Source organism: Streptomyces sp. NPDC052701, from assembly GCF_040678355.1.
Lineage (GTDB): Bacteria > Actinomycetota > Actinomycetes > Streptomycetales > Streptomycetaceae > Streptomyces.
Genome location: NZ_JBFATO010000005.1, coordinates 277017 through 303629 on the forward strand (window position 1 = coordinate 277017; position 26613 = coordinate 303629).

Sequence of the window (26613 nt, forward strand, 5' to 3'; positions counted from 1 at the left end):
TCGCGCCGGTCACGGGGCGGACGCCGATGCGGGGCGGGCCCGCCCGGCATGGCACCCTTAGAGCTGCGCAAGAGGCATACACACGAGGCAGACACGGGTGCGAGGAGCGGTCACAGTGCAGCGCTGGCGTGGCTTGGAGGACATCCCCCAGGACTGGGGGCGCAGCGTCGTCACCATCGGCTCCTACGACGGAGTGCACCGCGGGCACCAGCTGATCATCCGGCGCGCCGTGGACCGCGCCCGTGAACTGGGCGTTCCCGCCGTGGCCGTCACCTTCGACCCGCACCCCAGCGAGGTCGTCCGCCCCGGCAGCCACCCGCCGCTGCTCGCCCCGCACCACCGCCGCGCCGAGCTCATGGCCGAGCTGGGTGTGGACGCGGTCCTCGTCCTGCCCTTCACGGCCGAGTTCTCGAAGCTCTCCCCGGCCGACTTCGTCGTCAAGGTCCTGGTCGACAAGCTGCACGCCAAGGCCGTCGTCGAGGGCCCCAACTTCCGCTTCGGGCACCGGGCCGCGGGCACCGTGGAGTTCCTGGCCGAGCAGGGCCGGACCTACGACTTCGAGGTCGAGGTCGTCGACCTGTACCTCACCGGCGACGCGGGCGGCGGGCAGCCCTTCTCCTCGACGCTGATCCGGCGCCTGGTCGCCGAGGGCGACGTCGGGGGAGCCGCCGAGATCCTCGGCCGCCCGCACCGCGTGGAGGGCGTCGTCGTGCGCGGCGCCCAGCGCGGCCGCGAACTCGGCTTCCCGACGGCCAACGTCGAGACGCTGCCGCACACCGCCGTCCCGGCCGACGGCGTCTACGCCGGCTGGCTGCACGCCCAGGGCGAGGCGATGCCGGCCGCCATCTCCGTCGGCACCAACCCGCAGTTCGACGGCACCGAGCGCACGGTGGAGGCGTACGCCATCGACCGGGTGGGGCTGGAGCTGTACGGCCTGCACGTGGCGGTCGACTTCCTGGCCTTCGTGCGCGGGCAGGCCAGGTTCGACACCCTCGGGGCGCTGCTGGAGCAGATGGCCGAGGACGTCAAGCGGTGCCGGGAGCTGGTGGCCCTCGCCGAGGCCGGGAAGAAGGCGTAGCCGCTCAGGCCTCCTTCGCGCGCGCCCAGTGGCACGCCACCTGGGCCGGCCCGCTCCCGTGGAGGATCCCCGGGTCCCGGTCGCGGCAGGCTCCGGCGACGCCCGCCCGCCGGGCCTCGCCGCTCGCCAGGACCGGGCAACGGGCGTGGAAACGGCAGCCGGAGGGGATCCGGGAGGGGTCCGGGGGCTCGCCCGCGAGGACGACCGGGTCGCCCGGGGCCTCGGGAAGCACCGACAGCAGGGCCTGCGTGTACGGGTGCCGGGGTGCCGTCAGCACCTGCTCCACCGCGCCCGTCTCCACGATCCGGCCCAGGTACATCACGGCCACCCGGTCGGCGATGTTCCAGGCCAGCCCCAGGTCGTGGGTGACCACCAGCGCGGACAGGCCGAGGTCGGCGCGCAGCCGCAGCAGCAGGGCCAGGATCTCGCCGCGCACCGAGGCGTCCAGGGAGGCCACCGGCTCGTCCGCGACGAGGAGTTCCGGCTGCAGGACGAGCGCCCCCGCGATGACCACGCGCTGGCGCTGCCCGCCGGACAGTTCGTGCGGGTAGCGCAGGAAGAAGCGTTCCGGGGGGCGCAGTCCGGCCCGGGCGAGGGCCGCGGCGACCGCCGCCCGCTCGTCGGCGCCGCACCTGTGGACGCGCAGCCCCTCGGCGACCGCGTCGTACACCGTGTGCCGCGGGTTGAGCGCCCCGTTCGGGTCCTGCAGCACCAGCTGGACGCGCCTGCGGTACGCCTTCAGGGCCCGGCCGGAGTACTCCAGGGGCCGCCCGCCGAACACGACACGGCCCCGGGCCGGTCCGACCAGGCCGAGCAGGGCGCGGGCCAGGGTCGTCTTGCCGCAGCCCGACTCGCCGACCAGGGCGACGATCTCGCCCGCGCGGACGTCGAGGTCGACGCCGTCCACCGCGCGGACGAGGGGCGCGCCGCGCCGGCCGGGAAACGTGACGTGCAGGCCCTGGGCGCTGAGCAGCGCAGCGGGGGACGTCGTCATGGTGTGCCGGGCCTCGCTTCCTCGAAGGGCTCCGCCGCCGGGCCGGTCACCCGCACGCACGCCGCCCGCCGTCCGGCTCCCGCCGCCCGCAGCTCCTGGTCCCGCGTCGCGCACGACTCCAGGACCACCGGGCAGCGCGGATGGAACGCGCAGCCGGACGGCAGCGCCGCCGGGTCGGGCGGGTCGCCCGCCAGACCGCGCGGCGCGAACCGGGACGCGGGGTCGCCGATGCGCGGGAAAGCGGCCGACAGGGCCCTGGCGTACGGGTGCCGGGCGTCCTCGTACACCTGCCGGGCCGGGCCCTCCTCCACCACCCGGCCCGCGTACATCACCGCCAGCCGGTCGCAGGTGGCGGCGAGGACCGCGAGATCGTGACTGATCATGATCAGGCCCAGGTCCCGCTCGGCGACGAGCCGTTCGATCAGCCGCAGGATCTGCGCCTGGACCATCACGTCGAGCGCCGTGGTCGGCTCGTCCGCGACGATCAGGCGCGGCTCGCAGGCCAGCGCCATGGCGATCATGACGCGCTGGCGCTGGCCGCCGGACAGCTCGTGCGGGTGGGCGTCCGCCCGGGCCGCTGGGAGACCGACCTGTTCCAGCAGCTCGCCGGTCCTCCTGCGCGCCCCGGCCGGGGTCGCCCCGTGGTGCAGCAGGATCGGCTCGGCGATCTGGTCGCCGACGCGGCGGACGGGGTTCAGGGAGTGCATCGCGCCCTGGAAGACGAGGGAGACCCCGGCCCAGCGGACCGCCCGGAGCCGGCCCCACCGCATGGTCAGGACGTCCTCGCCGTCGAGCAGGACCTCGCCGGTGATCCGGGTGCCGGCCGGCAGCAGCCGCAGCAGCGCCAGCGCGAGCGTGGACTTGCCGCAGCCCGACTCCCCGGCCAGCCCCAGCGTCCGGCCCGCCTCCAGCCGCAGGTCCACCCCGCGGACGGCGGCCGCCCCGCCCGCGTACGTCACCGTCAGGCCCCTGACGTCGAGCAGGCTCACCGGGCCACCCCCAGCCTGGGGTTGAGGACGGACTCCACGGCCCGCCCGCACAGGGTGAACGCCAGCGCCACCGCGGCCACGGCGATCCCCGGCGGCACGAGGTACCACCAGTGCCCGGCGCTGACCGCGCCCGCCTCCCGCGCGTCCTGGAGCAGCCCGCCCCACGACACCACCGTCGGATCGCCGAGCCCGAGGAAGGCGAGGGTCGCCTCCGTGAGGACGGCCGAGGAGACGATCAGGGTCGTCTGGGCCAGCACCAGCGGCATGACGTTGGGCAGGACGTGCCGGGACATGACGTGCCAGTGCCCGCCGCCGAGCGCCCTGGCGCGTTCGACGTACGGCCGGGTCTCCACCGCCAGCGTCTGCGCGCGCACCAGCCGGGCCGTCGTCGGCCAGGTCGTCACGCCGATCGCCACGATCGTCGTGGTCAGCGAGCGGGACATCACGGTGGCCAGGGCGATCGCCAGCACCAGCGTCGGCATCACCAGGAACCAGTCGGTGATCCGCATCGCCACGGTCGCGTACCAGCCCCGGAAGTGCCCGGCCGTGACGCCGATCAGCGTGCCGATCGCCACCGACAGCACGGCGGCGAGCAGGCCGACCAGCAGCGAGACCCGCGCGCCCCACACCACCAGGCCGAGCAGGTCCCGGCCGAACCGGTCGGTGCCGAAGGGGAACTCGGCGCCCGGGCTCTGCAGCGGGCGGCCGGGCGCGTCGGTCACGCCGGCGACGCCGGAGCCGACGAGCAGCGGCGCGGCGAGCGCGACCAGCGCGGACAGGGCGAGGGCGGCCAGGCCGGCGACCCCCGCCCGGTGGGCTCGGTAGCGCCGCCACAGGCGCGCGGCCGAGGCGCGCCGCCGCTGCCGTGCCAGGGCCCGCGGGCCCGCTGTCGTTCCGGTCGTCGTCATCGGCCCACCCGGGGATCGAGCATCGGATAGATCAGGTCGGCGAGCGTGTTCATCACGATCACCGCGGCGGCGAACACCAGGAACAGCCCCTGCACCAGCGGCAGGTCGGGCACGCTCAGCGCCTGGTAGAACAGCCCGCCGAGCCCCGGCCAGGAGAAGACGGTCTCCACCAGGATCACGCCCGCGACCGTCCGCCCGAGGTTGATGAAGACCAGCGTCACGGTCGGCAGCAGCGCGTTCGGCACGGCGTGCCGGCGGCGTACGAGGTCGTCGCGCAGCCCCTTGGCCCGCGCGGTCGTCAGATAGTCGCTGCCCATCTCGTCCAGCAGCGCCGACCGCGTGACCAGCAGCGTCTGCCCGTACTCCACCGCCACCAGCGTCACCACCGGCAGGACCAGGTGATGGGCCACGTCCAGGACGTACGCCGCGCCCTCCTCGCCGCCCGACTCCATGCCGCCGGTGGGGAACAGGCCGGGGACCGGCCCGGCGCCCACCGACAGCGTCACGATCAGCAGCAGCCCGAGCCAGAAGGAGGGAAGGGAGTACAGCGTCAGCGCGAGACCGGTGTGGAGCCGGTCGCCGAGCCGGCCGTGCCGCCACGCCGACCGGGTGCCCAGGACGATGCCCAGGGTCGTGTACAGGACGAAGGCGGTGCCGGTGAGCAGCAGCGTGTTCGGCAGCGCCTCGGTGATCTTGTCGACGACGGGCGCGCGGAACTGGTACGACGTCCCGAGGTCGCCGGTGAGCGCCTTGCCGCAGTAGTCGGCGAACTGCCGCCACAACGGCAGATCGAGTCCGAACTCCCTTCGGTAGGAGGCCAGTTGTGCCTCCGACACCGGGCGGCCGCCGGTCATGGTCCGCACCGGGTCGCCGGGGATCAGCCGGAAGAGGAAGAAGCCGGTGACCAGGACGGCGAGCAGGGACACGGCGGCCCCGGCCACCTTGCCCGCCACGTACCGCGGGTACGCGGTGCCGCCGCCCCGCGCCCGGGGCCCGGCCTTCCCGGCCGGTGCGGGTGTCGCGTCGGCGGTCACGGGCGCGGCCGCCTACTCACGGTCCTCGGCGGTGCTCCGCCGCCGCACCGCAACGAACGCCCCGAGCCCCGCCAGGACGGCGGCACCCGCGACGACGCCGACGACGACGCCCGTCGACGACGGACCGCCGGCGGCGGCGCCGGAGTCCGCCGGAACCGCCGACCACCAGCTCCAGTAGCCGTCCTGTCCGTAGATGTTGCCCGCCTTCGCGGGCATGGTGGTGATCGACGCGATCCGGTCCGTCCGGTAGGCCTCGACCGCGTTCGGGTACGCCATGACGTTCATGTAGCCGAGGTCGTACAGGCGCGACTGCATCCGTTTGACGATCCGGGCCCGCTCGGCGGGGTCGTACTCGGCGAGCTGCTGCGCGTAGAGCTCGTCGTAGCGCCTGTCGCAGATGAAGTTGTCGGTGGCCCCGGTGTCCCCGGGGGTCGCCGGGAGGGCCGCGCAGGTGTGGATGGACAGCACGAAGTCCGGGTCGGGGTTGACGGACCAGCCGTCGAAGGCCAGGTCGTACTCGCCGGCGAGCCACGGATCGGTCACGTTGTCCCGGCAGTCGAGCCTGACCCCGATGCCGAGCTCGCCCCACCACTCCCGCAGGTAGGTGCCGACCGCCTTGTCGTTCGGGTCGGTGGCGTGGCACAGCACGCGGTAGGTGATCGGCCTGCCGTCCTCGCCGACGCGCCTGCCGTCGCGGTTCCTCCGGTAGCCCGCCTCGTCGAGCAGCCGGGCCGCCTTCGCCGGGTCGTACGCCAGTTCCTGGCCCGGGGACGGCTTCCAGAAGTACCGCGGGAAGCGTGGGGGGAGGTAGCCCTGGCCCTCGACGGCGTGGCCCTGGAACACCTTGTCGACGACGGCCTCGCGGTCGACCGCCGTGAACAGGGCGTGCCGCACGCGCCGGTCCTGCAGGGAGGGGTGACCGTCGCCGAACCTCTGGCCGTTCCTCGCCCGGGCGCCCGGATTGACGGCCAGGGCGTAGAAGCGGCGGCCGGGGGCGTCGTTGACGTGGATGTTCTTCTCGCCCTTCAGGGAGGCCGCCTGAGCGGGGGTCAGGGACGGCGACCCGGCGACGAAGGACACCTCGCCCTTGCGCAGCGCCGACACCGCCGCGTCCTGGTCCTTGTAGTAGCGGAAGACCAGCTCGTCGAAGTTCGGGGCACCGCGCCAGAAGTCCTTGTTCGCCTTCAGGTGCACGTAGCTGTCGGCCTTGTAGCCGGTGAGCACGAACGGCCCGTTGCCGACCACGGGGAAGGACTTGTCGTTGTTGAACGCGGAGAAGTCGGTGACCTTCTCCCAGATGTGCCTGGGCACGATCGGCACGTCGAGCGCGGTCATCGTGGCCTGCGGTTTCCTGAGCTCGATGACCAGCCGGGTGGGGCTCGGCGCGGTGACCTTGCGGAAGTTGCCGACGAAGCTGCCGTTGGCGGTGGCCGCGCCCTCGTCGGTCATCATCTTGGTGAACGTCCACGCCGCGTCCCCGGCGGTGACCCGCCTGCCGTCCGACCACCTCGAGTCGGAGCGGATCGTGTACGTCCAGGTCAGCTTGTCCGGGGACGACCGCCACCCGGTGGCCAGGCCCGGGACGACGCGGTTGTCCTCGGGGTCGTAGTTGGTCAGGTACTCGTACGTCAGCCGGTGAATGCTCGTACTGAGCAGCCGGACCGCCAGGAACGGGCTGAGCGAGTCGACGCTCTGCGCCACCGCGACGGTCAGCACCTTCCTGCCGTCGTCGGCCGCCCGGGCCTGCCGGGGCGCGGGGTCGAGCGGAGTGGCGAGTCCGGCGGTGAGGGCGAGCGCGGCCGTACCGGCCGCGGCGGCGCGCCGGATGCCGCGCGGGTGGGGACGTGGCTGATCGCTGATGTCCATGGTCGCTGACCTCGCGTCATCGCTCGGACGGGCAGGACGGGTTGATCAGGTGGATGAAGAGTGTGTCTAGCAGCGGCGATCCGTGCCGTCAACGGCGCGTGAACCCCGTGTGGCCTGCGAAAACAGCGAGTCCGTGAGTATTTTCCGACCATTGGTCGAAACCGGTGCCGCCCTCCTGGCCAGGGCGTGACGGCGGAATCCGCCCCCGGGCACGCCACGGCCCGCGCCGGACAAGGGCGGCGCGGGCCGGAAGAGGGTATCGGCCCGGTCGGCCCCCGGAAGGGGCCGACCGGGTGACGGACGGCGGCGGCCCGCGTCGCCTTACGGCTGCGCGGGCGGGGGTGGCGGGGTCCGGCCGTCCGGCTGCCCGGGCTGGGGATAGCCGTAGCCGGGCTGCGGGGGAGCGGCCGGGGGCTGGCCCGGCTGCGGGTGGGGCTGGGCCGGCGCCTGCGGGTGGGGCTGGGGCTGCGCGGGGGGTTGGGCGTACGGCTGGCCCGGCTGGGCGTACGGCTGGCCCGGCTGTCCCGGCTGGGCGTAGGGCCCGCCGGGGGTGTACGGCTGTCCCGGTTGCGGCTGTGCCTGGGGCTGCTGCGGGTACGGGCCCGGCTGCGCCGGGAACTGCTGCCCGGGAACCGGCTGCTGTCCGGGGAAGGGCTGCCCGGGGAAGGGCTGGCCCGGCAGCGGCGGGGCGGCGACCGGCGGCGGGTTGCCGTCCGAGGTCCACAGACCGTGCGACTGCTGGTGCCGGGTGAAGTCCTCGGCGACCATCGCGGCCAGGTTGAAGTACGCCTCCCGCACCTTCGGCCGCATCATGTCGAGGTCGACCTCCGCGCCGGCGGCCAGGTGCTCGTCGAAGGGCACGACGACGACGCCCCGGCAGCGGGTCTCGAAGTGCGCCACGATGTCCTCGACCTTGATCATCTTGCCGGTCTCGCGGACACCGGAGATGACGGTGATCGAACGCGCGACCAGGTCGGCGTACCCGTGCGCGGACAGCCAGTCCAGCGTCGTACTGGCGCTGGAGGCACCGTCCACGGACGGGGTGGAGATGATGATGAGCTGGTCGGCGAGGTCCAGCACACCGCGCATGGCGCTGTAGAGCAGACCGGTGCCCGAGTCGGTCAGGATGATCGGGTACTGCCTGCCCAGCACGTCGATCGCGCGCCGGTAGTCCTCGTCGTTGAAGGTCGTGGACACGGCCGGGTCGACGTCGTTGGCGATGATCTCCAGACCGGAGGGCGCCTGCGAGGTGAACCGCCGGATGTCCATGTACGAGTTGAGGTGCGGGATCGCCTGGACCAGGTCGCGGATCGTGGCCCCGGTCTCGCGGCGCACACGGCGGCCGAGCGTACCGGCGTCCGGGTTGGCGTCGATCGCGAGGATCTTGTCCTGCCGCTCGGTGGCGAGCGTGGAGCCGAGCGCGGTCGTGGTGGTCGTCTTGCCGACGCCGCCCTTGAGGCTGATCACGGCGATCCGGTAGCAGGACAGCACCGGCGTGCGGATCAGCTCCAGCTTGCGCTGCCGCTCCGCCTCCTCCTTCTTGCCGCCCAGCTTGAAGCGTGAGCCGCCGACCGGGCGGCTGCTCTTCGCCTTCTGCTTCCTGCTGTTGAGCAGCCGGTCCGACGACAGCTCCACGGCCGCGGTGTAACCGAGCGGCGCGGCACCGGGGTTGGTCGGCTGCCGCTGGTCGTGCTGCATGGGCTGCGGCCAGGCGGCGCCGGTCCGGGGGTCGACCGGGGGCTGGGGGGCCTGGCCCGGCTGCGGGTAGCCGTAGCCGTAGCCGTGGTCGGGCTGCGGGGCCTGTCCGGGCTGGGGCTGCTGGGGCTGGTGGGGCTGATAGGGGGCCTGCGGGACGGCCGAGGGGGCCTGGCTCCCGGGCTGCGGCTGCCCCTGAGGCGGTACGCCGGGTTGCGGTTGCGGTTGCGGCTGGCCGCCCTGGGGCTGCGGGGCGGGAGGCTGCGGGAAGCCGTAACCGCCCTGGGCGGGGGGCGCGGCCGGGGCCGGGGCGCCGGGGTGGGGGAAGCCGTAGCCGCCCTGCGGGTCCGGTGCAGGGGCCGGTGCGCCGGCCGGCTGTCGGCCGGGGAAGGGCTGCTGGCCTGCCGGGGCCGGGGCGCCCGGGTGGGGGAAACCGTAGCCCGGCTGCGGGACGGGCCGGCCGGGCGCCTGGTGGTGCGGCGCGGGAGCGGCCGACGGGTTCCACGCGGCGGGCGCGGGCTGCGGCGCCTGGGGCTGGAAGGGCGGCTGCTGGGCGGGAGCGGACGGCTGGGCGGACGCCGCCGGATGCCCCTGCGGGGCCCCCTGCTGGGGCTGGGGCAGCGGCTGGGCGGGCAGGCTCGGGTCGGCGGGCCGCGGGGGTCCGTCCGGGGCCGCCTCCTGGGGCGGCTGCTGCGGTTGTGCGGGCCACTGGCTCGCGGGTGCCGGCGTGGCCGGCTGGTACGACGGCGGCAGCGGCGGCAGCCCGCCCTGCGGCGCCGGGGGAGTCCAGGCGGGCGGGATGCCGCCCGGGGCGGAGTCCTGGGCCGCGCCGGCCTGCGGGGCGGTGCCGCCGGGTGCGGTGCCTTCAGATGAGGTGCCTTCGGGCGCGGTGTCCGGCTGTCCGGCGTCCGCGGGCTCCGGGCCGGCGGATCCGGGGGCCGCGGACGACGCGCCCTGCGGCGCTGCGGCCTCCTCGGCCTCGGCGCCCTGAGGAACGGCGGGCGGAAGGGCGCCGGCCTGCGGCACGGCTTCCCCGGACTCCGCCTCCGCCGAGGCGGCGGCCTCCGGTGCGGTCACCGCGGACGCGCCGTGCTCGGAGACGACGCCGGGGGAGGCGGCGGCCTCGTCGGCGCCGGACGCGCCGTCCGCGTGCGCGGAGGCGCCGTGGTCCTCCGCCCCGGTGGAGTCGTGGTTCCCCGCCCCGGTGGAGCCGGACGCGTCCGCCGTGCCGGGGCGCCCGGGCTCGTCGGCCGGCCCGGCGACGGCCTCGTCGGTGTCCGGACCCTCGTCGGCGTCCCGCGCGTCGGAGGAGACTGCGCCCTCGGCCGATCCGGCGGCCTCCTCGGCGGCGGCGTGCTCGGCGTTCTCCCGCTTCAGGGAGATGGCGGAGATCAGCATGGTGGCACCGCTCTCCGGGTCCCCGTCGCCCGGCTCCGCCTCCTCGGATGCCGACGGGGCCGAGGGCGCCGGACCGGCCGGACCCTCCGGGGCGTCCGTAGCCCCTGTAGCCCCCATAGCCCTCGGAGTCCCCGGAGCCTCCGGCCGAAGCCCCTGCGGTTCGAAGCCGCTTCCCGCCGGCAGCCCGGGTACGGCGATCGGATCCCCGGCGGGCGGCGGGGGAGGCGTGAAGGCGGGTGCGGACGCGGGCGGCGGCGGAACCGCCCCCGGCGCCGGGGACGCCGGCGCATCCGACGAGGAGGGAGAAGGGACAGGCGCAGCGGGGAAGGGGGACCCGGAGGGCGCGGCGGGCGCGGAACCGGACCCGGCCGCGGCGTCCCCGGAGGGGGCGGAACCCGCCGGCCCCGACGCGCTCGCCCCCGAGCCGCCCGACGCGTTCTGCGTGTACCAGGCGGGCGGTGCGTAGTCGATGGTGAACTCGCCCGTCGCCTCGACTGCGGACTCCGCGTCGGGCTGGTCATCGCCGGGTGTCGCCCAGCCCCCGCGGATCCCGTCCCGATCGCTGCTCACAGTTCCTCCTGGTGTGGTCGAGCACCCTCATGCCGTACGGGGCGACCCTTGCTCGTCATCCGAAGTGGTCCGAAGTGGTCCGAAGTGGTCCGAAGTATGTGGAGTGTGCGGAGTGCGCGAGGTGGTGCGAAGCAGCCCGAAGCCGCTCCGGGCGGTCCGAAGCGGATCGGAGCAGTCCGAAGCCGTCCGGGGCCGTCCGGGGCCGTTTCGGGGTAATCCGCTCCACCGGCTTCCCCCGCTCTCCCCCGGGACGCCGACGCCCGGCCCACGGGTTCCGGCGTCGCGCCCGGTCCCAGCCTAATCACCACGGGCCCCGCACCGGCAGTCCCGCCCACCCCTCGTCGTCCGACGTTCACCGCGCACGCTGCGGCAAGAGCCCCACACCTTCGCCCTCGTGACGGAGCAAAACCGGCCATGGAGGGAACGCCGGCCTCCTCGGCAGTCGTTCGGCGGTCGTCCGGCAGTCGCAGGGCGCAGGCCTCAGTCCATCCGGCGCGGTGTACCCATCAAGCCGACCTCCGCGTCGGTCGGCTGGGTCGTCACGTACTGCCGGTCGCGTTCCGTGCACCACAGGGTGACGCCGTCGGGGAGCGCGGGCAGCGCCTCGTACTCGGCGCGGGGCAGTCCCATCACCCGCCCGATCTCCGCCGCCTCGTCCGGCGAGACGCGCTGGATGCCCACCAGCCGCGCCTGCCGCATCAACCGCGGTGCCACGGGGCTGAGATACGGAAGGAGCGTGAGCACCGACTGCCAGGGCGCCGACACCACCCGCCCGCGGGGCGGACGCATGCCGCAGTCCCGGATGACCAGGACCGGCCCCACCGCGGAGGCGCCCAGCGGCGGCACCCGGCCCACGTCGTGCACGGTCATGCCGGACTGGCCGCCGCCGACCGCCTGCACCACCTGCGCCCAGTGCCCCGCACGGCCGGTCTCCACGGCCACCCGCGCGCCCGTCGCCGCCGCGCGCAGCGCCATCACCTGCGCCGTCCACAGGCCGCCGATGAACAGGATGTCGAACGGCGTGGGACGGTTCACCCCGAGCACGGCGGGCTGCCCCTCGGCGTTCACGCCCACCACCACGCCGTCGTCGCCGATGGGCAGCGCGAGCGCGTCGAGCTGCGCCGGGGACAGCACGTGCCGCGGGTGCCGGGGGCCCAGCAGCCCGAACCCCGCGCGCAGGCGCTCACCGAAACCGGCCCGGGTGCCCCGCGACGCGGCGGCGGACGCCCCCGCGGACGCGGACGAGGTGGTCGTGGCCATCAGCGGGCACCTCCGAGCGGCAGGGTGGCGAGCATTCCGGGCAGTTGCTCACGGTCCAGTCGTACGATCCCGGTCCGGGCCTGGCGCGCGGCCTGCTCCAGGTGGCGGCGGGCCTCGGCCAGCTCCGTGCTGCTGCGGCCGGTGACCCGAAGGTGCCCCGTGACCATCACGTCCCGCTGCCCGCCGCGCGCCAGGGTCAGGCTGAACGTCGTCGCCAGCGCGGGAACCGCGGTCAACTGCGCGACCAGCTGCGGCAGTCCGATCCCGGAGCCACCGCCGAGCTGGGGCCAGCGGCGCACCCAGTACGTGGTGTGCCTGCGGTTGTCGCAGCGCCAGCTGCGGCTGGACTCCTCGGTCCGCCGCCGGGGCGCGTCGCCCTGCCCGGCCTGGGCGGTCACCATCGGATTGGCGCCCGCCGAGGTGGCGATGGCGGCCGCCAGCTCCTCCTCCGTCAGCAGACTCGTCCGGAACCCGGCGCCCGTCAGCCGGCTCGCCAGGTGGTCCGCGGACCGCACCAGGCACTTCTGCGCGCCCAGGACACCGCCCCCGCGCGCGGCCACCGCCTCCGGGCACAGTTCGGGATCGAGTTTCAGCGCGATCCACATGATCCGGACCGCCGGGGAGACCGTCTGGGCCTGCACCTGCGAGTAGTTGGTCACCACGACCGACTGCTGGGGCAGGTGCGGCGCGGGGGCGGGCTGCGTGTGCACCACGATCTGCGCCGACTCCAGGCGGATGCCGTCCACGTCGAGCGCGTCCCGCACGAGGGCCAGGGGCAGCGGCCTGAGACTGCGCTCGGCGCGCAACGCGCCCGCGTCGGCCTCGACCTGCAGGACGACGGTGAGGAAGCCGCCGTCACCGACCATGCCCACCGGCCGCCGGTCCCGGTCGTCGCCGCGGCTGTGGCTGTACGTCCGCAGGTTCGGGTCGCACTCCACGGCGGGCGCGAGACCGGAGTCGACGCCGTGCGGAGCGGGAGCGTTGGCGGCACTGCGCCGACGGGCCCGCAGCGCCAGCAGACTGCCCAGCCACTCCGGCAGGGAACGCCCCCGGCGCCGTACGACGGCGAGCACCACGAGCACCGCGGCGACGACACCCGCCGGCACCAGCGCGAACGGGCCGACGGCCCAACCGCACACCACGAGCGCGGCCGCCAGCTCCAGCATCACCAGCCGCTGCACCGCGAACGAGCCTCCACGCCCCGAGCGCGCCTGCAGGTGGAGCGTGACGGGACCGCGGGAGGCGGAGGCCGCGTCGGTCCGCCCGCCCGGCGCCGCGCGGACCGCGGACGCGGCGGACGTGTCCGGCCCGGCGGGCGAGGAGCCGCCGTGACCGGACCGGTTCGGGCCACCCCGTCGCGTCCCCGATTGCGATCGCGACCGGGCCCGTGGTGCGGAAGCCATCACGTCAAAACTCCCCCGAACTCTCCCGAAATCCGCTGCACGCAGGAACCGACCAGGTCCGAGCACCCTACCCGTGCCACACGCACGGCTGCGCAACAGGCATAGTAGGGGCCGGGTCTGACAGCCGGGGTTCTGGCGGCAACCGGGGTCAGCGGGGCGGACCTTCACCAGCCCTCCACTGGTCCTCCATGGCTTCGCACGGGGAGAGAACGAACACAGATGGCATCACGGCGCGATGAACTGAACGCCTACACCTTCGCGAAGCGCCGCACCCTCGCGTCCTTCCTGCAGCCCTCCTCCTCGGGCTCGGAGGAAGGCGCCCCCAAACCGCTGGGCGCGGTCGTCCCCGGCGTCGTCGTCGGCGTGGTCGTCCTCGCGGTGTTCGGCGCGATCGGCCTGTTCAGCCCCACCGCCCCCAAGGGCTGGGACGAGCCGGGGGAACACGTGATCGTCGCCAGCGACTCCACCACGCGGTACGTCGTGCTGAAGACGGACGGGAAGAAGCAGCTGCACCCGGTCCTCAACATGGCGTCCGCGAAGCTCCTCCTGAACCCCGACAACAACAGCGTCATCACGGTCGACGAGAAGGTCCTGGACAGCGGCAAGCCGCCGCACGGCGCCACCATCGGCATCCCCTACGCCCCCGACCGCCTGCCCTCCGACTCCGAGGCGGAGAAGCCCAAGCGGTGGGCGGTCTGCGAGCGCCCGGGCGCCGGCGGCCGGGCCATCCAGAAGGCCGCGTTCGTCCTCGCCGAGAAGGAGTGGTCCCGCACCGAGGGCCGCGACAGGCTCTCCCGCGGCGACCTGATGTACGTCGTGGGCCCGGACCGCAGGGCGCAGTACGTCGTGGACTCGCGCGGTTTCGCGTACCCGCTGGCCGACCCCGATGACAAGGAACTGCTCAAGGCCCTCGACACCCGGGGCCGCGCTCCGCAGCGCGTCTCCCAGGAGTGGCTCGACACCCTCCACAAGGGCGACCCGATCTCCATCCCGGAGATCTCGGGCACGCCGGGCGAGAAGGCGGGCGCCTCCGACATGCTCCGGCAGTACGACAAGGTCGGCATGGTCATCAAGGCGTACGACGGCAGCCGCATGCAGTACTACGTCGTCCTGCGCGGTGGCGTGGCCCGCATCTCCGAGTTCACCGCCACGCTCCTGCTCAACAGCGGCGACCTGGTCGGCGTCGGGCAGGCCGGCGAGGCGCAGCAGGTCAGCCCGGGCGCGGTTGTCGACAGCACGAGCTTCGACGGCGAGAAGGAGCACTGGCCGACGTACCGGCCGAGGACGGTCAACGACGGCACCGGCGCCACCGCCGGCCGCAGCACCCTGTGCAACGTCCTGCGCTCGGTCGACCCCGACGACGGGACGACCACGCTGTCCACCTGGGCCGGCACCGACTTCCCCGCGCAGCTGCCCACCGGCTCCTCCAGCGCGTACGTCACCCCGGGCTCCGGCCAGCTCTACCGCCAGTTCCAGGGCACCGAGACCAAGGCGGGCGGAGTCTTCCTGGTCACCGACACGGGCCTGCGCTACGCCCTGCAGTCCAACAACGACAGCACCACGGACGACCAGGGCATCGGCACCTCGGACAAGCAGCGCGAACAGGAACGCAACGAGGCCAGGATCGCCCAGACCCGCCTCGGCTACGAGAAGGTGGCCCCGTCGCCCGTCCCGGTGGAGTGGTCGACGTTCCTGCCGACCGGCCCGCGCCTGTCGGAGGCGGCGGCGCGCCAGCCGCAGGGTTCGTGACCGCGATGGGTTCCCAGGAGAGCACGACCATGGTGAAGGAAAGCCGCTCCGGGCGCCGGAGCCGAGGCGGCACGCCGCCCCGCACGACGGCGGCCGTGCTCGCCACGACCGCCCTCACGACGACGCTGCTCGCCCTCCCGGCCCCCGAGGCCCGGGCGGACGGCTACGCCGGGCAGTGCACGTTCCCCTCGAAGAAGTACGAGGGGCGCCCCTGGGCCCTGCAGCGGGTCAACCTCGACGAACTGTGGGCCGAGACCAAGGGCGAGGGCGTCCGGGTCGCGGTGATCGACACGGGCGTCGACATCAAGAACCCCCAGCTCCGCGACGCCGTCGACGCCTCGAAGGGCAGGAACTACCTGCCGTCCGAGAACGCCGAGGGCGAGAAGATCGAGCGCGGCAACGCCCAGGGCACCACCGACACCGTCGGCCACGGCACCCGCGTCGCCGGCATCATCGCCGCCCGCCCCGCCAAGGGGACGGGCTTCGTGGGTCTCGCCCCCGAGGCCACGATCATCCCCATCAAGCAGAACGACGCGGAGGGCAACGGCACGGCCCTCACCCTCGCGACGTCCATCCGTTACGCGGTCCAGGCCGGCGCCGACGTCATCAACATCTCCCAGGACACGGCGAACGCCGTCGAACCCGCCCCGAGCCTCCGGCAGGCCGTCGACCACGCCCTGGACCGGAACGTCGTGGTCGTCGCCTCGGCCGGCAACGACGGCCTCGGCGGCAACGTCAAGGTCACCTACCCGGCTTCGTACGAGGGCGTCCTCGCGGTGGCCGCCTCCGACCGCAACAACGAACGCGCTGCCTTCTCCCAGTCCGGCGAGTTCGTGGGCGTGGCGGCCCCGGGCGTCGACATGATCTCCACGGTCCCCGGAAACGGCCACTGCTCCGACAACGGCACCAGCTTCTCGGCCCCCTACGTGGCCGGGGTGGCGGCCCTGCTGAAGGCCAAGTACCCCAAGTGGACGGCCCGCCAGATCGTCGCCCAGATCGAACAGACCGCGGAACGCTCGATCCCCGGCCACGACCGCCTGGTCGGCTGGGGCGTGGTCGACCCGGTCAAGGCCCTCACGGACGTCGACCCCGCCAACCCCGTGGAGTCCCCGACCGCCGAGGAAGGCGTCTCCCGGGCCGAGGCCCCCTCCGTCGCCCCCGTCCACTTCGGCGAGACGGCCGACGAACGCAACACCCGCCTCGGCACGTACGTGGTCGTCGGCGGCCTGGTCCTGGTCGCGGGCCTGGGCGGCACAGCGGTGGCACTACGAGACGCACGACGCAGACGCGCCGGCTAGAAAGGGCAGTGCTGAAAACAGAGAGGTGAAAATCCTGTCAAGTTTTCACCTCCAGCGATTCACCGGCACATCTTCGATTTTTCAACGGCCAGGCTGTATTCCTTCACCAACTTCCGGACGGCCTCTGCGCCGTCCACTCCGTCCATGAAGACCTGCACGGCGGCAAAAAGGTTCTGGCCGCGATGGTCCTGACTGACGCACCGCGTTTCCTTCACAGCGCCAGTGCCGGTGTGGAGGTCGCCGTCGTCATCCGTCAGCTTCGCATTCTCCAACTGCGGGATTCCTCGGGCCACGTCCGCAACAGTGTTTCCCTGCCTCCACCATTCCTGGCTCAGCATGAGTGCCGCCTCACCGTCGATGTTCACCTGGCAGCGGTGCCTGCTGGGCACCGGATTATTCTGCTGAACCTCGATGTTCTTCCCCGGCGGCAGAAGTTCCGAAACCAGAGCCCTGTCCAATGAGACGCCGCACAGTGAATGGGGGACGTCATATTCCTTCGTGCCCTCGGACTTGGAGCATCCGACCATTATCCCGAAAAGCGCGACGGCCGTGGACGCCGTCGTAAAGTGCCGAGCAATCAAGTGGAATATCTTTTCTCGTGATGCGTAAACGCGTCGAACGGCTGAACGATGCGGTACGAGACGCGAACCAATCCCTGATCAAATTTTCGAAACAACTTCCAAGCTGCCCAGTCCACCACACCGCTGAGGATCCTGCGGGCGCTTCTGGCAGGAAAGCGTTGATCGGACACCGGTAAGTTTCAAGAGGGTGTGACCGATCTTCAGCTGTGCTCACATCGCGGCCCCACTCCCGTTTTTTCTTGCCCTGCGCCCCACCCGCTCGTCGACCTGGACGTCCAGTGCGGCAAATTGTTACTGGTCTCCCGCTCTGCACTCGGTCGACTGTTGTACTTCATGCGTGAAAGATCTAATAAGATGCTTCATCGCGTTGGCGTCCTTATGCTTTGAACCTTGGGCTTGCACGGCTGTGTACAGTTCCTGCTTATACCGAGTGTCCACACAGTCACGGGTCTTCCCAAAGGCTTCATTGTCCGAATAAAGGAACCTTCCTCCATCCGCCGAGTTTTCAGGAAAATGAAGGGACTGCCCGGATGCGAAGTAAGCAGTCGTTCTTCCTTTTTCCAGCCATGCTTGTGTGGTCGTGACAACGAGCTTGTTGTCGATGACTACTTCACAGCGCTTCATGCCGGACCTCGACTTCTCTCGAATGCTGATCTCACTTCCGCCCGAAAGGAATGGAATAAGGTTATCTCTGCCCATGGTGACGCCACATAGGGCACGTGGGACTGTGTAATCTCGTTCATTGTCTTCACCGCAGCCCGTGAGCATCGCAAGGAGGGCTGTCGTCGCTAGTGCGCCGACGAAACCACGGACTTTGGAAGGCCGACTGCAGTAGTTCATCTAATGCTTTCCGAAAACAGGCGCATCAGTAATCCGTCACGGTTTAAGGAGTTTACCCCTTTGGAATGTGTCAGGTATTGACGCAGCCTTGACGTGCGAATTAATTATCGTCATCCCGGCGCCCTAGACATTTGGAAGCCCATAGGGTCGACCTGATTGTCGCAGAAGGGCTTGTCATGCCGACCATCGTGCACTTTCAGCCGGTCATCGCTGCCGAATTGCTCTGCATAGCGCGGGTGAGCGCCATGCCAATTCAATTCTTCATATTGAGCGGCAGGTCGCAGCGGGCTTCGGCATGCGCGTAGGAGGCGGCGTTGGTGGCCAGCGTGATCAGCCCATTCCTCAGCGCTGAATCAGCGGCATTTCCATGCTTCTTCAGCCGCACGATTACGCTGAGGTGACGGTTGGCGCCGTGCGAGGTGCAAGGAAGATAGATGGCAGCGACCCTGCTTGAAGCAACGCCGTTATCGCCGACCGCGAAGGGTTTGAGTGCTGCTGCGGATTCGAACTGGGCTACTGCTTCCTCCATCCAACTGCCCGCTCGGTCATATTCCAGCATCTCCGTCCCCGCAAAGAGCAGCTGCTCATTATCGCCGCGGACGAAGCACGAGGTCTGGTATGAGTCGTCCAGCTCGTCGGTGCGGGGATCTCTCGTATCCTCGCGGAACGAGTAGGAAGACTTGTCGGGTAGTACCTCGTCCAAGGCAGAGACGGTCGCCGATCCGGCACCGAGTGACGGACACACATCCTCCGCCCGGATCAATCCGCTTCTTTTGAACGGCGGCAGGTCAAAAGAAAAGGCGATGCCGGCGGCCAGAGCCAAGGCCAGAGCCAGCCCGGCCATCAGCAGAATCTTGGGGCGGGTGGTTTTCACTGTGTCACTCCTCCGTGTCCAGCTGCCGAGGGACGCCCTCACCGTCGAGGTAGTCGTGAATCTTCGTGCGAGCACTGTCGAATCCGGCCTCTGCAGAGGTTCCCACGGATGCCTCGATGAGCGGATACCGGTGACCGGCCTTATCGCCGGCCTTCCGGGCGGCCTCTTCGACCATCGTGTATGTGGAGTCGCGGGTGTCCTCGAAGCTTGAACCGTTGCGGTAGACGACTTCGTCGGTACTGTCCTTCATGGATCCCTCGGTGATGGCACCGATGATCTCGTCGGCAGCTGTGCCTGCTGCGTCGCCGACGATGACACCCGCAGGACCCGTCAGTGATGCCGTCCCCAAACCGACCCCGATACCGACTGCAGTTCCTCCCCAAGTGCCTGCAGCTTCAAGGGCGGCATTGTAATCGGCGTCCTTGGCCCCACCTTCGATTTCCGCTTCGTACGCACGGCCGGCCCCGATGATTCCTTCAATCTGACCAGCAGTCTTCGCGATCTGATCGATTCCCTGCTTGAGGTTCTGATTCTGTGGATAATTGGAGTCGGCGACATAAGCATCCGGATGCTGGAAGTGGTACTGCATCAGATGCGTCGTATAGCTGTGCTGACCCAAATTTACTGCTGCGTATCCCTCGGGGTTGCGGCCGACTGCGTAAAGGAAGCGTGTGATGTCCTTGTCGCTTGGGTTTGCTGCTGTACCCGCAACGGGGAAAAGTTCCTTTTCTCCGGCATTTCCTGCATGCAATTGGCGGTGAATATCCGCCATATACTCAGCGGCTATCTGTCCCATGCTGTCCGACATGTAGCCGCTGTCGGTCAGGCGTGACGGCTTCTCGGACACCGAGTGGACGATACTTTCCATGAGGTTGGCTTGGGCGGCGTTGTGAGCAGGTGTGTCGTCCGTTGGCCGCTCCCCTGCCGGGTGCCCCGTGGTAGCCGCTTCCAGGGCCAGTGCCAGGTTGTTCCTACCTGTGTGGAGGTCGTCTCCCTTGGAGTTCGTCTCCTGCGGCCACTCCCGCTCCTCGAACAGGTACTGGAAGTTGGATAGAGGGACCTTCCCCTTCTTGCCGTCGTCGTCCGTGTCCCGTTCGAAGGGGTTGTTCGGGTCGTCCTTGGAGATGAACTGCTGGTTGAAGAAGTCGGTGGCCGCGTCGGGGCTGTTGGACAGGCCCTTCAGGTAGCCGGTGAGCGGGTCGGCTCCGCTGTCGTCGCCGATCCTGTTCAGCTGCGGCGTCGCAGGGGAGCTGTGCCAGAACGGGTTGGCGTGTTCGCCGTTTCCGGTCAGTTTGCGTTCGGTGGCCATGAGCTTGGTGCCGTAGTCCTTGAGGAACCGGTCGTCGTAGTCGCCGGTCCGCATCAAGTTGCTCATGACCTGGAAGCCCATGGGGCCGCCCTGGTGGCCGTAGACGGGCTTGTCGCCGATGTCGATCATCGCGCGTTTCCAGTCGGCCATCGCCGTCGAGTCGCTCTGCGTCGCGTTGGCCAGCGTCATGCCCAGGCGTCGTTGCAGATCGTCGTACTGCTCCAGGCGCTCGCGTCGCAGCTCGTAGTCGCTCCGGTAAGGGTCGTTGACTCCGGTCCAGAACTCCAGTGTCTTCTGCGGCCCGAGCGCCGTGGCGAACCGTTCGGCGAACAGTTCGTCGCCTGCGTACTTCTTCAGCCCGGCGTTGAGCGCGTCGAAGTCCTTGACCGTCAGGTCCTTCGGATCCTTCTTGGCGAGCGCGGCCAGTTCGTCGGCCCTCTCGAGTGCTTCGGCCGCGCTGTCCCGATCGGTGTAATGGGCTTCGGAGAAGCCCATCTTGCTCTGGTCGGCGATGGCTTTCAGGACGGTACTGGCGGAATTGTCGCTCTCGGTCGCCTTGTCCAGGATTCTCTGGACCTCGTCACGGAGCGCGGTGATGTCGGCCTTGTTGTCCTGGTCCTGCTGTCCGCGCGCTTCGGGCGGAACGTTCGTGGTGACGGTGAAGCCGCCTTCGTGGCCGATGACCGTGAGGTTCTTCTTGCGGCCGCCCTCGAGGGCGTCGAGAAGCTGCCGGTGGTACTTCTTCAGCTCCCCCGCCGTGTCGCTGAGGATCTTGTAGATGCTCCTGGCCTGGGTGTGGGCGTCCGCGAACTCGCCGGCCGTCTTGCCGACGAACTCCTTGGACACCTTGGCGTTCACACCGGCCCACTCGGCCTTGACGGCTGCCTGGTGCAGGTGGTCCTCGGCGTCCTTCTTCAGGTCCTCGAGATTCCTGACGAGCGTCGACCAGTCCGTGACGGCGTCGTCGAGCAGCTTGAAGTCGGCGTCGCGCAGAGCGTCGAAATCCATGAGGCGGGGTCCTTGGAAGATGGCGAGAAAGAACCGGAGGGTGTGGTGGCCGTGCGTCAGTGAGCGTCAAGGGGCGCGAGGAGGCCCGCCCGCGCTCACGCTGCGCTACTCCTCTTTTGTCCCCTTGCTCTGCTCGCCGTAGATCTTGTTCTTCTTGCCCGGTGCCCCCACCCGCTCGTCGAAGCCGGCGTCCAGCGCGGCGATACTGCTCATCCGCCGCTGGATGTAGCCCTCGTCGCCGACGTGCAGCTTCTTGGTGACGCGCATGTGGTTCGAGATGTGCGCGCACGCGTCCATCAGGGACTTGAGCTGCTCTTCCCACCGGTTCGAGACGTGCTCGAGGCCTGCCCCGAGCGCGAAGCCCTGCTTCGACAAGTCGGCCGCTGCCAGGTCACTGCTGGGAACGGCGACGCGGGCCTCGCCCCACAGCCGGTCGTAGAGCTCGTGCGCGGCCTTCCCGATCTTCGTGAGGCCGTCGTTCGACACCTTGAGATCGCCGTACTTGCCCGGCAGGCTCGGGCCCCCCGAACCGGCGCCTCCGTCCAGTTGGTTCAACTGCATGTGGGTCGAGCCCTGCTGCCGCTGCAGCGCCTCGGCCTTGAGCTGTTCCCACTCGTCCCATGCCATGGACGGTTACCTCCCCGTGTGCGGGACCGCCGGTCGCCCGTACCGGTCGGACGCCGCGTCGTGGTGCCCGGACTCCGGCACAAGTTATCAACCGGTTACGTGCGGTCATCTGAGTGCAGTCCGAAGTGGGCCGATTGCGGACGTGAAGGTTCTGCGCAGATCAGACGGGTTGTCGGTGCGGGGGAAGGGCGGAGACCCACCGGTCGAAGAGGCGGATCGTGCGGTACCCGGCACACCTCGGAGGGCTCGCGGTGCTCCTGCTCTCCTCCACTCGTTCGTGTGGCGCACCCGGACCGTGCCCGGGTTGCTCAACGGGTCGTCAAATGGTGTCGCGCAGCCGCAGTGACGCGGTGCACGATGGGTAGGCTCCACGGGAGCCGCTCCTCGTGGGCCGCGGCGCCGGGCGCAGGCAACGGCTGAACCTGCCGAATCGCGGCATACGAGCGGGCTTTGTAACTGGGTTAGCACACACCACGGTTGGCCCTGTCGTACCCGTTGACTACAGTGGTGATCGCGTAGTGATGTATGGCTCGCTTTGCGATCGTGCGGGCGGGCGGTCAGTCGGTCACGGCCGATGGGTGTACGGGGAAAACGGGGAGGGAGCGACATGCTTCCGGCAGACATGGTGGGGGGCGTGTCCGCCAGCAGGGCAGCCAACCTTGAGGTCACTGGCGAGGCACTGAGCACCTTCGTGAAGCGGGTGGACGCCGTCCTCCGCACTCTCGAGGGTTCTGCCGGCAATCCGACGCGGGTCGGCGCCCAGACGATCAAGCCGTCGTCCCTGAGCAGCGGGAGCAGGCCCTTCCCCGAGGCGCAGGGTCTGTACACGCAGTACAACCGGGTGCACGAGGAGCTCACCTCGCTCTCCAGGACGCTGCACCTCCAGATCGAGGCGATCGCCATCGCCGTCAAGGGCGCGCACGTCGGCTTCGACAACCTCGAAGAGGAACAGCGCCGCCGCTTCTACTCGATCCAGACGCAGATCAAGCTGCTCGAGGACGCCAAGGGCAAGGCCCGGGGCGAAGAGCGTCACACCACCGGGAGCCTGTGACGATGACGGACAAGAAGCACGAGGCGGACCTGGAGCGGGTCTCCCAGCAGAACTCCCTCACCGACCTGACCCGCCGGGTCGACGAGATGCCGAACGCCGGGCTTTTCAACCGGCTGGTGCACTCGGCGGTCGAGGCGGCGGTCGACGGCACGCCGTACGAGCAGGCCACCCACGGTCGTACCAGCTTCGAGAACTTCGACCTGAACGACATGGTCGACATGGTCGAGCAGACGAACCCGGAGGACCTGGAGTCCTCCGGCAAGGCACTGTGGGACGCGCGCGACGCCATCCAGGAGGCGGCGAGGGAACTCAAGGGGCGCATCGACAACGTCCACTGGGTCGGCGAGTCGGGCGAAGCCTTCCGCACATGGGGCCGCTCGCTGGTCACCAGCACGGAAAAGCTGAGCGAGTTCGCCGGGGGAGCGGGCGACCAGATCACCGCCGCCGCGGTGGGGCTGGCCTCCGTGCGCAAGGCCATGCCGTCGAAGGACCCGCACAACCGGAAGCGCCCCGGGACGTACTCCGAGGCTGAGAAGACCACCAAGCCGGAGGACTACGCCGACGCCGTCCGCGTGGAGAAGGACCGCCAAGAGGCGATCAACCAGATGAACCGGTTGTCGTCCTACTACGCGGTCTCGGAAGAACAGCTGAAGGTGCTCGAGCCGCCGGTGTTCAAGCCGATGCCGGACGTAGGGGTTCCGAAGCCGTCAGCAACTTTCCGGGAGGGCGATCCCTCAACCGCTGAAAGTTCCCGGACGGAAAGAGCCGCAGGCGTCGCAAGCGGCCATCCGACGGTCGCATCTGTGGCGCATGGCGGCTCGCACACCGTGGATGGCATCCAGGCACCTCCAGAGGAGGGTGCGAGGCGCGTTCCTGACCCCGACATTCCCGGTGTCTCGGTGGGAACGACCATCGACAGTGTCGGCACGCTGCCGCCCTCGACAACACCTGCGACGGGCCATACTCCGCCGACCACGGCTGTCCCCACCACGGGCGGCGGTGGCACGACCAACGCGTTCGGTGGCGGTTACGGTGCTCCGCTTCCCAACGTTGTTACGGGCAAGGGTCTGGGGGGAGTCGGCGGTGTCCGGACTCCTGCTTCGGCCCAGGGCCGAGCCGGCATGACCGGCACGGGAAATGCGAGTCCCGTACGGCCTGTGGTGCAAGGACCTGTGAACCAGGTGGGTCGCACGACAACGGGTGGCCAAACGGTCGCCAAGGGCGTTACTTCCGGCTCGAAGTCGTTCCCCATGGGGCCGGGACCGGGTGTCAGCGGCGGTACGCCGCGAGCCGGTGGTGCAGCGGCGCCTCGGACGGCTGGTGGCCCGGCCACTGGCGCAGGTCGTTCGAACGGCGTCGTCGGAGGACGCCCGACTGCGACTGGTGCTGTTCCCGGGAAGAGCGGGCCGCGAATCCCACGTGGCACGGTCATCGGCGCCGAGGCAGCGGTCGGCTCACGGACCTCGGCCGGCCAGCCGGAACAGCGTGGTGTCTTCGGCGGACCCGGATCCACCGCGAGGCCCGGTGCGAATCCGGGCACAACTCGTGGTGGCTCGACACCCCCGAGCGCCGTCACCGGTAATCCGGCCACACGCAACTCCGCTGCAACAGCCGAGCGGAACGGCATGACGCGTGGAGGCACCGGTCTCGTACGCGGACCCGGCGGCGGGAAGCCGGGCGACAGGCGTGATGGCGAAAGGTCCTCGCGTCCCGACCATGTAGCGGAAGACCAAGAGACGCACCTGCCCACCAAGCCGCGGCGCGATGTGCCGCCGGTCGTCAACTGAGCGCTAGCGAGGACGTAGAACACCATGAAGTCGGGGACCAGTCGACGGGCCGAGCGGGCAACCGGGCGACGCGTGCGTGCTGCGGGTGCCGTCGTGGGCGCCCTGGCTGCCGTGAGCGTCGGATTCGCTCCCGGCGCCGTGGCGCTCGATGCCAGGTCCGAGCAGTGGTACCTGGGACCGATGCAGGCCGAGAAGATGTGGAAGGTCAGCACGGGAGAGGGCGTCAAGGTAGCCGTCATCGATTCCGGAGTGAACCCTGATACGGCATCGCTCAAAGGTCAGGTCCTGACTGACGAAGTTCCCAAGAAGGTCGCCTACGGCGCCACACGGGACTACACCGGCCACGGAACGACCATGGCGGAGCTGATTGCCGGCACGGGCACAGGCGGCGGCTTGCAGGGACTGGCCCCCGGGGCGAAGATCGTGCCGTACCGCATCGAAGCTCAAGGGCTGCCAGAGGCAGAGAAAGCCAAGACGCCTGGGGCTGCGGAGGCGATCAGAGCGGCCGCAGACACCGATGCGAAGATCATCAGCATGTCTTTCGGCAGCCCGTATGCGGACCCTGAGGAGGAAGCCGCAATCAAGTACGCGGCCTCCAAGGGGAAGCTGCTGATCGCCGCCGTAGGGAACGACGGGGAGAAGGACGGCCCGGAGGGCGAGATCATCGGCTACCCGGCCGCCTTCCCCTACGTCCTGGGCGTGTCTGCGATGGACGCGGCCAACAACATCCCGAAATTCGCCTCCTCGGGGTACTACGTCGACTTGGTGGCTCCGGGACAGGACATCCCGGGTTACTGCAAGCCGGACTTCAGCGACTACTGCCCCGGCCGAAGGGGCACGAGCCACGCGACCGCCATCGCTTCCGCCGCCGCCGCCCTCATCTGGTCCGCCCATCCGGACTGGACGGCGAACCAGGTCACGCGTGCCCTGATCGACACGGCGGGGCGCAAGTGGCCGAAGGACGACCCGGCCAAGGACGCGGGGTACGGGACCATCCGCCCGCGCTCGGTCCTGGCCGACCCCGACTACGATCCCGGTCCCGCGTACTCCGACCCGCTCGCGAAGTGGAACAAGGTGGACGGGGAGAAGCTGGTGACGGAGATCCGGCCTTCCTCCTCGGATTCCTCGGAGTCCCCGTCTGCATCAGCCTCGTCACAGGCTTCGGACAACACTTCTGGGGACGGGACCGCGGCGGCAGGATCTGAACCGCAGGCATCCGTCGACTCCTCGGGTGACGACGACAACACCCTGTGGATCGCGCTCGGCGCCGCCGCAGCCGTGATCGTGCTCGGAGGCGGCGCCTTCGCCGTCCTGCGAGCGCGACGCGCCAGGTGACGTCGTGACGTCGGCGTCGTCGGCCGTCCGAGCTCCGCACTGCTCGGGCTCGGACCGGACGTGGTAAGCGTGCTCACCGCTGCAGGGCGTTGAGCCGAGACAGTTGGACCAGTAACGGAGACAGGGAGGGCAGGCTGACCATGGCCGGCAACCAGAAGCTCGAAGATGCAGCAGTAATCAAGCTCCAGAAGCAGATGTACGAGAAGTACGAGAACATCCGCAAGCGGGTGCACCGGCTTCAGGGCGTGATCGACGGCCTCGAGGGCCAGTGGCACGGCATCGGTCGTGCCGCGTTCGACACGAAGCAGTACGAGATCAACACGTCCATGCAGAACATCGGCAACATCCTGGGCGATGTCATCGAGGCCATGACGACCGCGCGCAACATCAAGGACACCAAGGAAGACGAGGTGCGCGCCGCGGTCAACAAGATCAACGTCAACGACGGTGCCCCCACCGTCCAGGCGTCTCCTCTCAGCTCGTACTGAGACGGGCGGACTTCACGGCGTCGGTGCGCCGCCACTTGGGTCACCGGCACACTCAGCAGGTACAGACGAGCGAAACGAGGTAGACAGGGATGAGCCGTAACTCCGAGGGCCTGCAAGTTACTTACAACGGGCTCGACGTCGCGGCGACCAACATCGCCAACGAGGCGAAGCAGTTGGAGGCCGACCTGCAGGAGCTGCGCCAGCTGGTCGTGAACAGCCTGCAGTACTGGGAGGGTGAGGCGCAGAGCACCTTCACGGAGAAGCTGCGGCGCTGGGACAAGGAAGCCAGCGACATCCACCAGGCGCTGACGGGCATCGGCCACGTCGTGGGTACCTCCGGCGGCACCTACATGGAAGGTGACAAGAAGGCGGCCAGCTACCTGCAGTAAGGGCTGCCGGACACAGCCGGTACAGAGATCCAGGGTGGGCGTGCGCGGGAGACGCCCACCCTGTTCTGTGCGCCCGGGAAGT

Annotated in this window: 20 protein-coding genes; 8 read left to right on the plus strand and 12 right to left on the minus strand. The window is 70.3% G+C overall.

Annotation, left to right across the window (positions count from 1 at the left end):
• Nucleotides 1–115: 115 nt before the first annotated feature.
• The gene (locus AB0L29_RS09555; RefSeq protein ID WP_365825084.1) at nt 116–1078 is read left to right on the plus strand and encodes a bifunctional riboflavin kinase/FAD synthetase; all 963 of its coding nucleotides are present in this window, start codon (nt 116–118) and stop codon (nt 1076–1078) included.
• A 4-nt stretch (nt 1079–1082) separates the two neighbouring features.
• Here AB0L29_RS09555 and AB0L29_RS09560 read toward each other — a convergent pair whose 3' ends face one another.
• From AB0L29_RS09560 to eccE, 8 genes are all read right to left on the minus strand, one after another.
• Nucleotides 1083–2072, minus strand: a complete 990-nt coding sequence (locus AB0L29_RS09560) for an ABC transporter ATP-binding protein (protein ID WP_365825086.1) — start codon at nt 2070–2072, stop codon at nt 1083–1085.
• Nucleotides 2069–3061, minus strand: a complete 993-nt coding sequence (locus tag AB0L29_RS09565; protein WP_365825088.1) for an ABC transporter ATP-binding protein — start codon at nt 3059–3061, stop codon at nt 2069–2071. The genes AB0L29_RS09560 and AB0L29_RS09565 overlap by 4 nt, the downstream gene beginning before the upstream one ends.
• Complete coding sequence (locus tag AB0L29_RS09570) at nt 3058–3969, minus strand: ABC transporter permease (RefSeq protein WP_365825090.1); 912 nt, start codon at nt 3967–3969, stop codon at nt 3058–3060. Before AB0L29_RS09570 ends, AB0L29_RS09565 begins: the two co-directional genes overlap by 4 nt.
• Entirely contained in the window at nt 3966–5003 is a 1038-nt protein-coding gene (locus tag AB0L29_RS09575; RefSeq protein WP_365825092.1) for an ABC transporter permease, read from the minus strand. Before AB0L29_RS09575 ends, AB0L29_RS09570 begins: the two co-directional genes overlap by 4 nt.
• A gap of 12 nt (nt 5004–5015) precedes the next feature.
• Nucleotides 5016–6869 carry an ABC transporter substrate-binding protein gene (locus tag AB0L29_RS09580; RefSeq protein WP_365825094.1) on the minus strand — a complete coding sequence of 618 codons (1854 nt, stop codon included), beginning with the start codon at nt 6867–6869 and terminating at the stop codon, nt 5016–5018.
• 321 nt (nt 6870–7190) lie between these two features.
• Nucleotides 7191–10532 (minus strand): SCO5717 family growth-regulating ATPase, encoded by a 3342-nt coding sequence (locus tag AB0L29_RS09585; RefSeq protein WP_365825096.1) that lies wholly within the window; start codon nt 10530–10532, stop codon nt 7191–7193.
• Between the two features lie 480 nt (nt 10533–11012).
• Complete coding sequence (locus tag AB0L29_RS09590; RefSeq protein ID WP_365825098.1) at nt 11013–11792, minus strand: hypothetical protein; 780 nt, start codon at nt 11790–11792, stop codon at nt 11013–11015.
• Nucleotides 11792–13195: a type VII secretion protein EccE gene (gene eccE / locus AB0L29_RS09595; RefSeq protein ID WP_365825100.1), complete on the minus strand. Its 1404-nt coding sequence runs from the start codon at nt 13193–13195 to the stop codon at nt 11792–11794. Before eccE ends, AB0L29_RS09590 begins: the two co-directional genes overlap by 1 nt.
• Before the next feature lie 219 nt (nt 13196–13414).
• Between eccE and eccB the strand changes: the two genes are divergently transcribed.
• Together eccB and mycP are read left to right on the plus strand one after the other, a co-directional pair.
• On the plus strand, nt 13415–14944 hold the full coding sequence (gene eccB / locus AB0L29_RS09600) for a type VII secretion protein EccB (RefSeq protein WP_365825102.1): 1530 nt from the start codon (nt 13415–13417) through the stop codon (nt 14942–14944).
• Between the two features lie 29 nt (nt 14945–14973).
• Nucleotides 14974–16242, plus strand: a complete 1269-nt coding sequence (gene mycP, locus AB0L29_RS09605; protein ID WP_365825104.1) for a type VII secretion-associated serine protease mycosin — start codon at nt 14974–14976, stop codon at nt 16240–16242.
• 59 nt (nt 16243–16301) lie between these two features.
• Here mycP and AB0L29_RS09610 read toward each other — a convergent pair whose 3' ends face one another.
• The 4 genes from AB0L29_RS09610 to AB0L29_RS09625 form a co-directional block, all read right to left on the minus strand.
• The gene (locus AB0L29_RS09610) at nt 16302–16823 is read right to left on the minus strand and encodes a hypothetical protein (RefSeq protein WP_365825106.1); all 522 of its coding nucleotides are present in this window, start codon (nt 16821–16823) and stop codon (nt 16302–16304) included.
• A 1093-nt stretch (nt 16824–17916) separates the two neighbouring features.
• On the minus strand, nt 17917–18537 hold the full coding sequence (locus AB0L29_RS09615; RefSeq protein ID WP_365825108.1) for a hypothetical protein: 621 nt from the start codon (nt 18535–18537) through the stop codon (nt 17917–17919).
• A gap of 4 nt (nt 18538–18541) precedes the next feature.
• Nucleotides 18542–20854: a hypothetical protein gene (locus tag AB0L29_RS09620; RefSeq protein ID WP_365825110.1), complete on the minus strand. Its 2313-nt coding sequence runs from the start codon at nt 20852–20854 to the stop codon at nt 18542–18544.
• Between the two features lie 105 nt (nt 20855–20959).
• Complete coding sequence (locus tag AB0L29_RS09625) at nt 20960–21481, minus strand: hypothetical protein (protein ID WP_365825112.1); 522 nt, start codon at nt 21479–21481, stop codon at nt 20960–20962.
• Nucleotides 21482–22088: 607 nt separating this feature from the next.
• Here AB0L29_RS09625 and AB0L29_RS09630 point away from each other — a divergent pair.
• The 5 genes from AB0L29_RS09630 (at nt 22089) to AB0L29_RS09650 (ending at nt 26531) form a co-directional block, all read left to right on the plus strand.
• Entirely contained in the window at nt 22089–22532 is a 444-nt protein-coding gene (locus AB0L29_RS09630) for a hypothetical protein (RefSeq protein ID WP_365825114.1), read from the plus strand.
• A gap of 2 nt (nt 22533–22534) precedes the next feature.
• Nucleotides 22535–24319, plus strand: coding sequence for a hypothetical protein (locus AB0L29_RS09635; protein WP_365825116.1), 1785 nt, complete (start codon nt 22535–22537; stop codon nt 24317–24319).
• A gap of 72 nt (nt 24320–24391) precedes the next feature.
• Nucleotides 24392–25654, plus strand: a complete 1263-nt coding sequence (locus tag AB0L29_RS09640) for a S8 family serine peptidase (RefSeq protein ID WP_365825167.1) — start codon at nt 24392–24394, stop codon at nt 25652–25654.
• 140 nt (nt 25655–25794) lie between these two features.
• Entirely contained in the window at nt 25795–26142 is a 348-nt protein-coding gene (locus tag AB0L29_RS09645; RefSeq protein ID WP_365825118.1) for a WXG100 family type VII secretion target, read from the plus strand.
• 89 nt (nt 26143–26231) lie between these two features.
• Nucleotides 26232–26531 carry a WXG100 family type VII secretion target gene (locus AB0L29_RS09650; RefSeq protein WP_365825119.1) on the plus strand — a complete coding sequence of 100 codons (300 nt, stop codon included), beginning with the start codon at nt 26232–26234 and terminating at the stop codon, nt 26529–26531.
• Nucleotides 26532–26613: the final 82 nt, after the last annotated feature.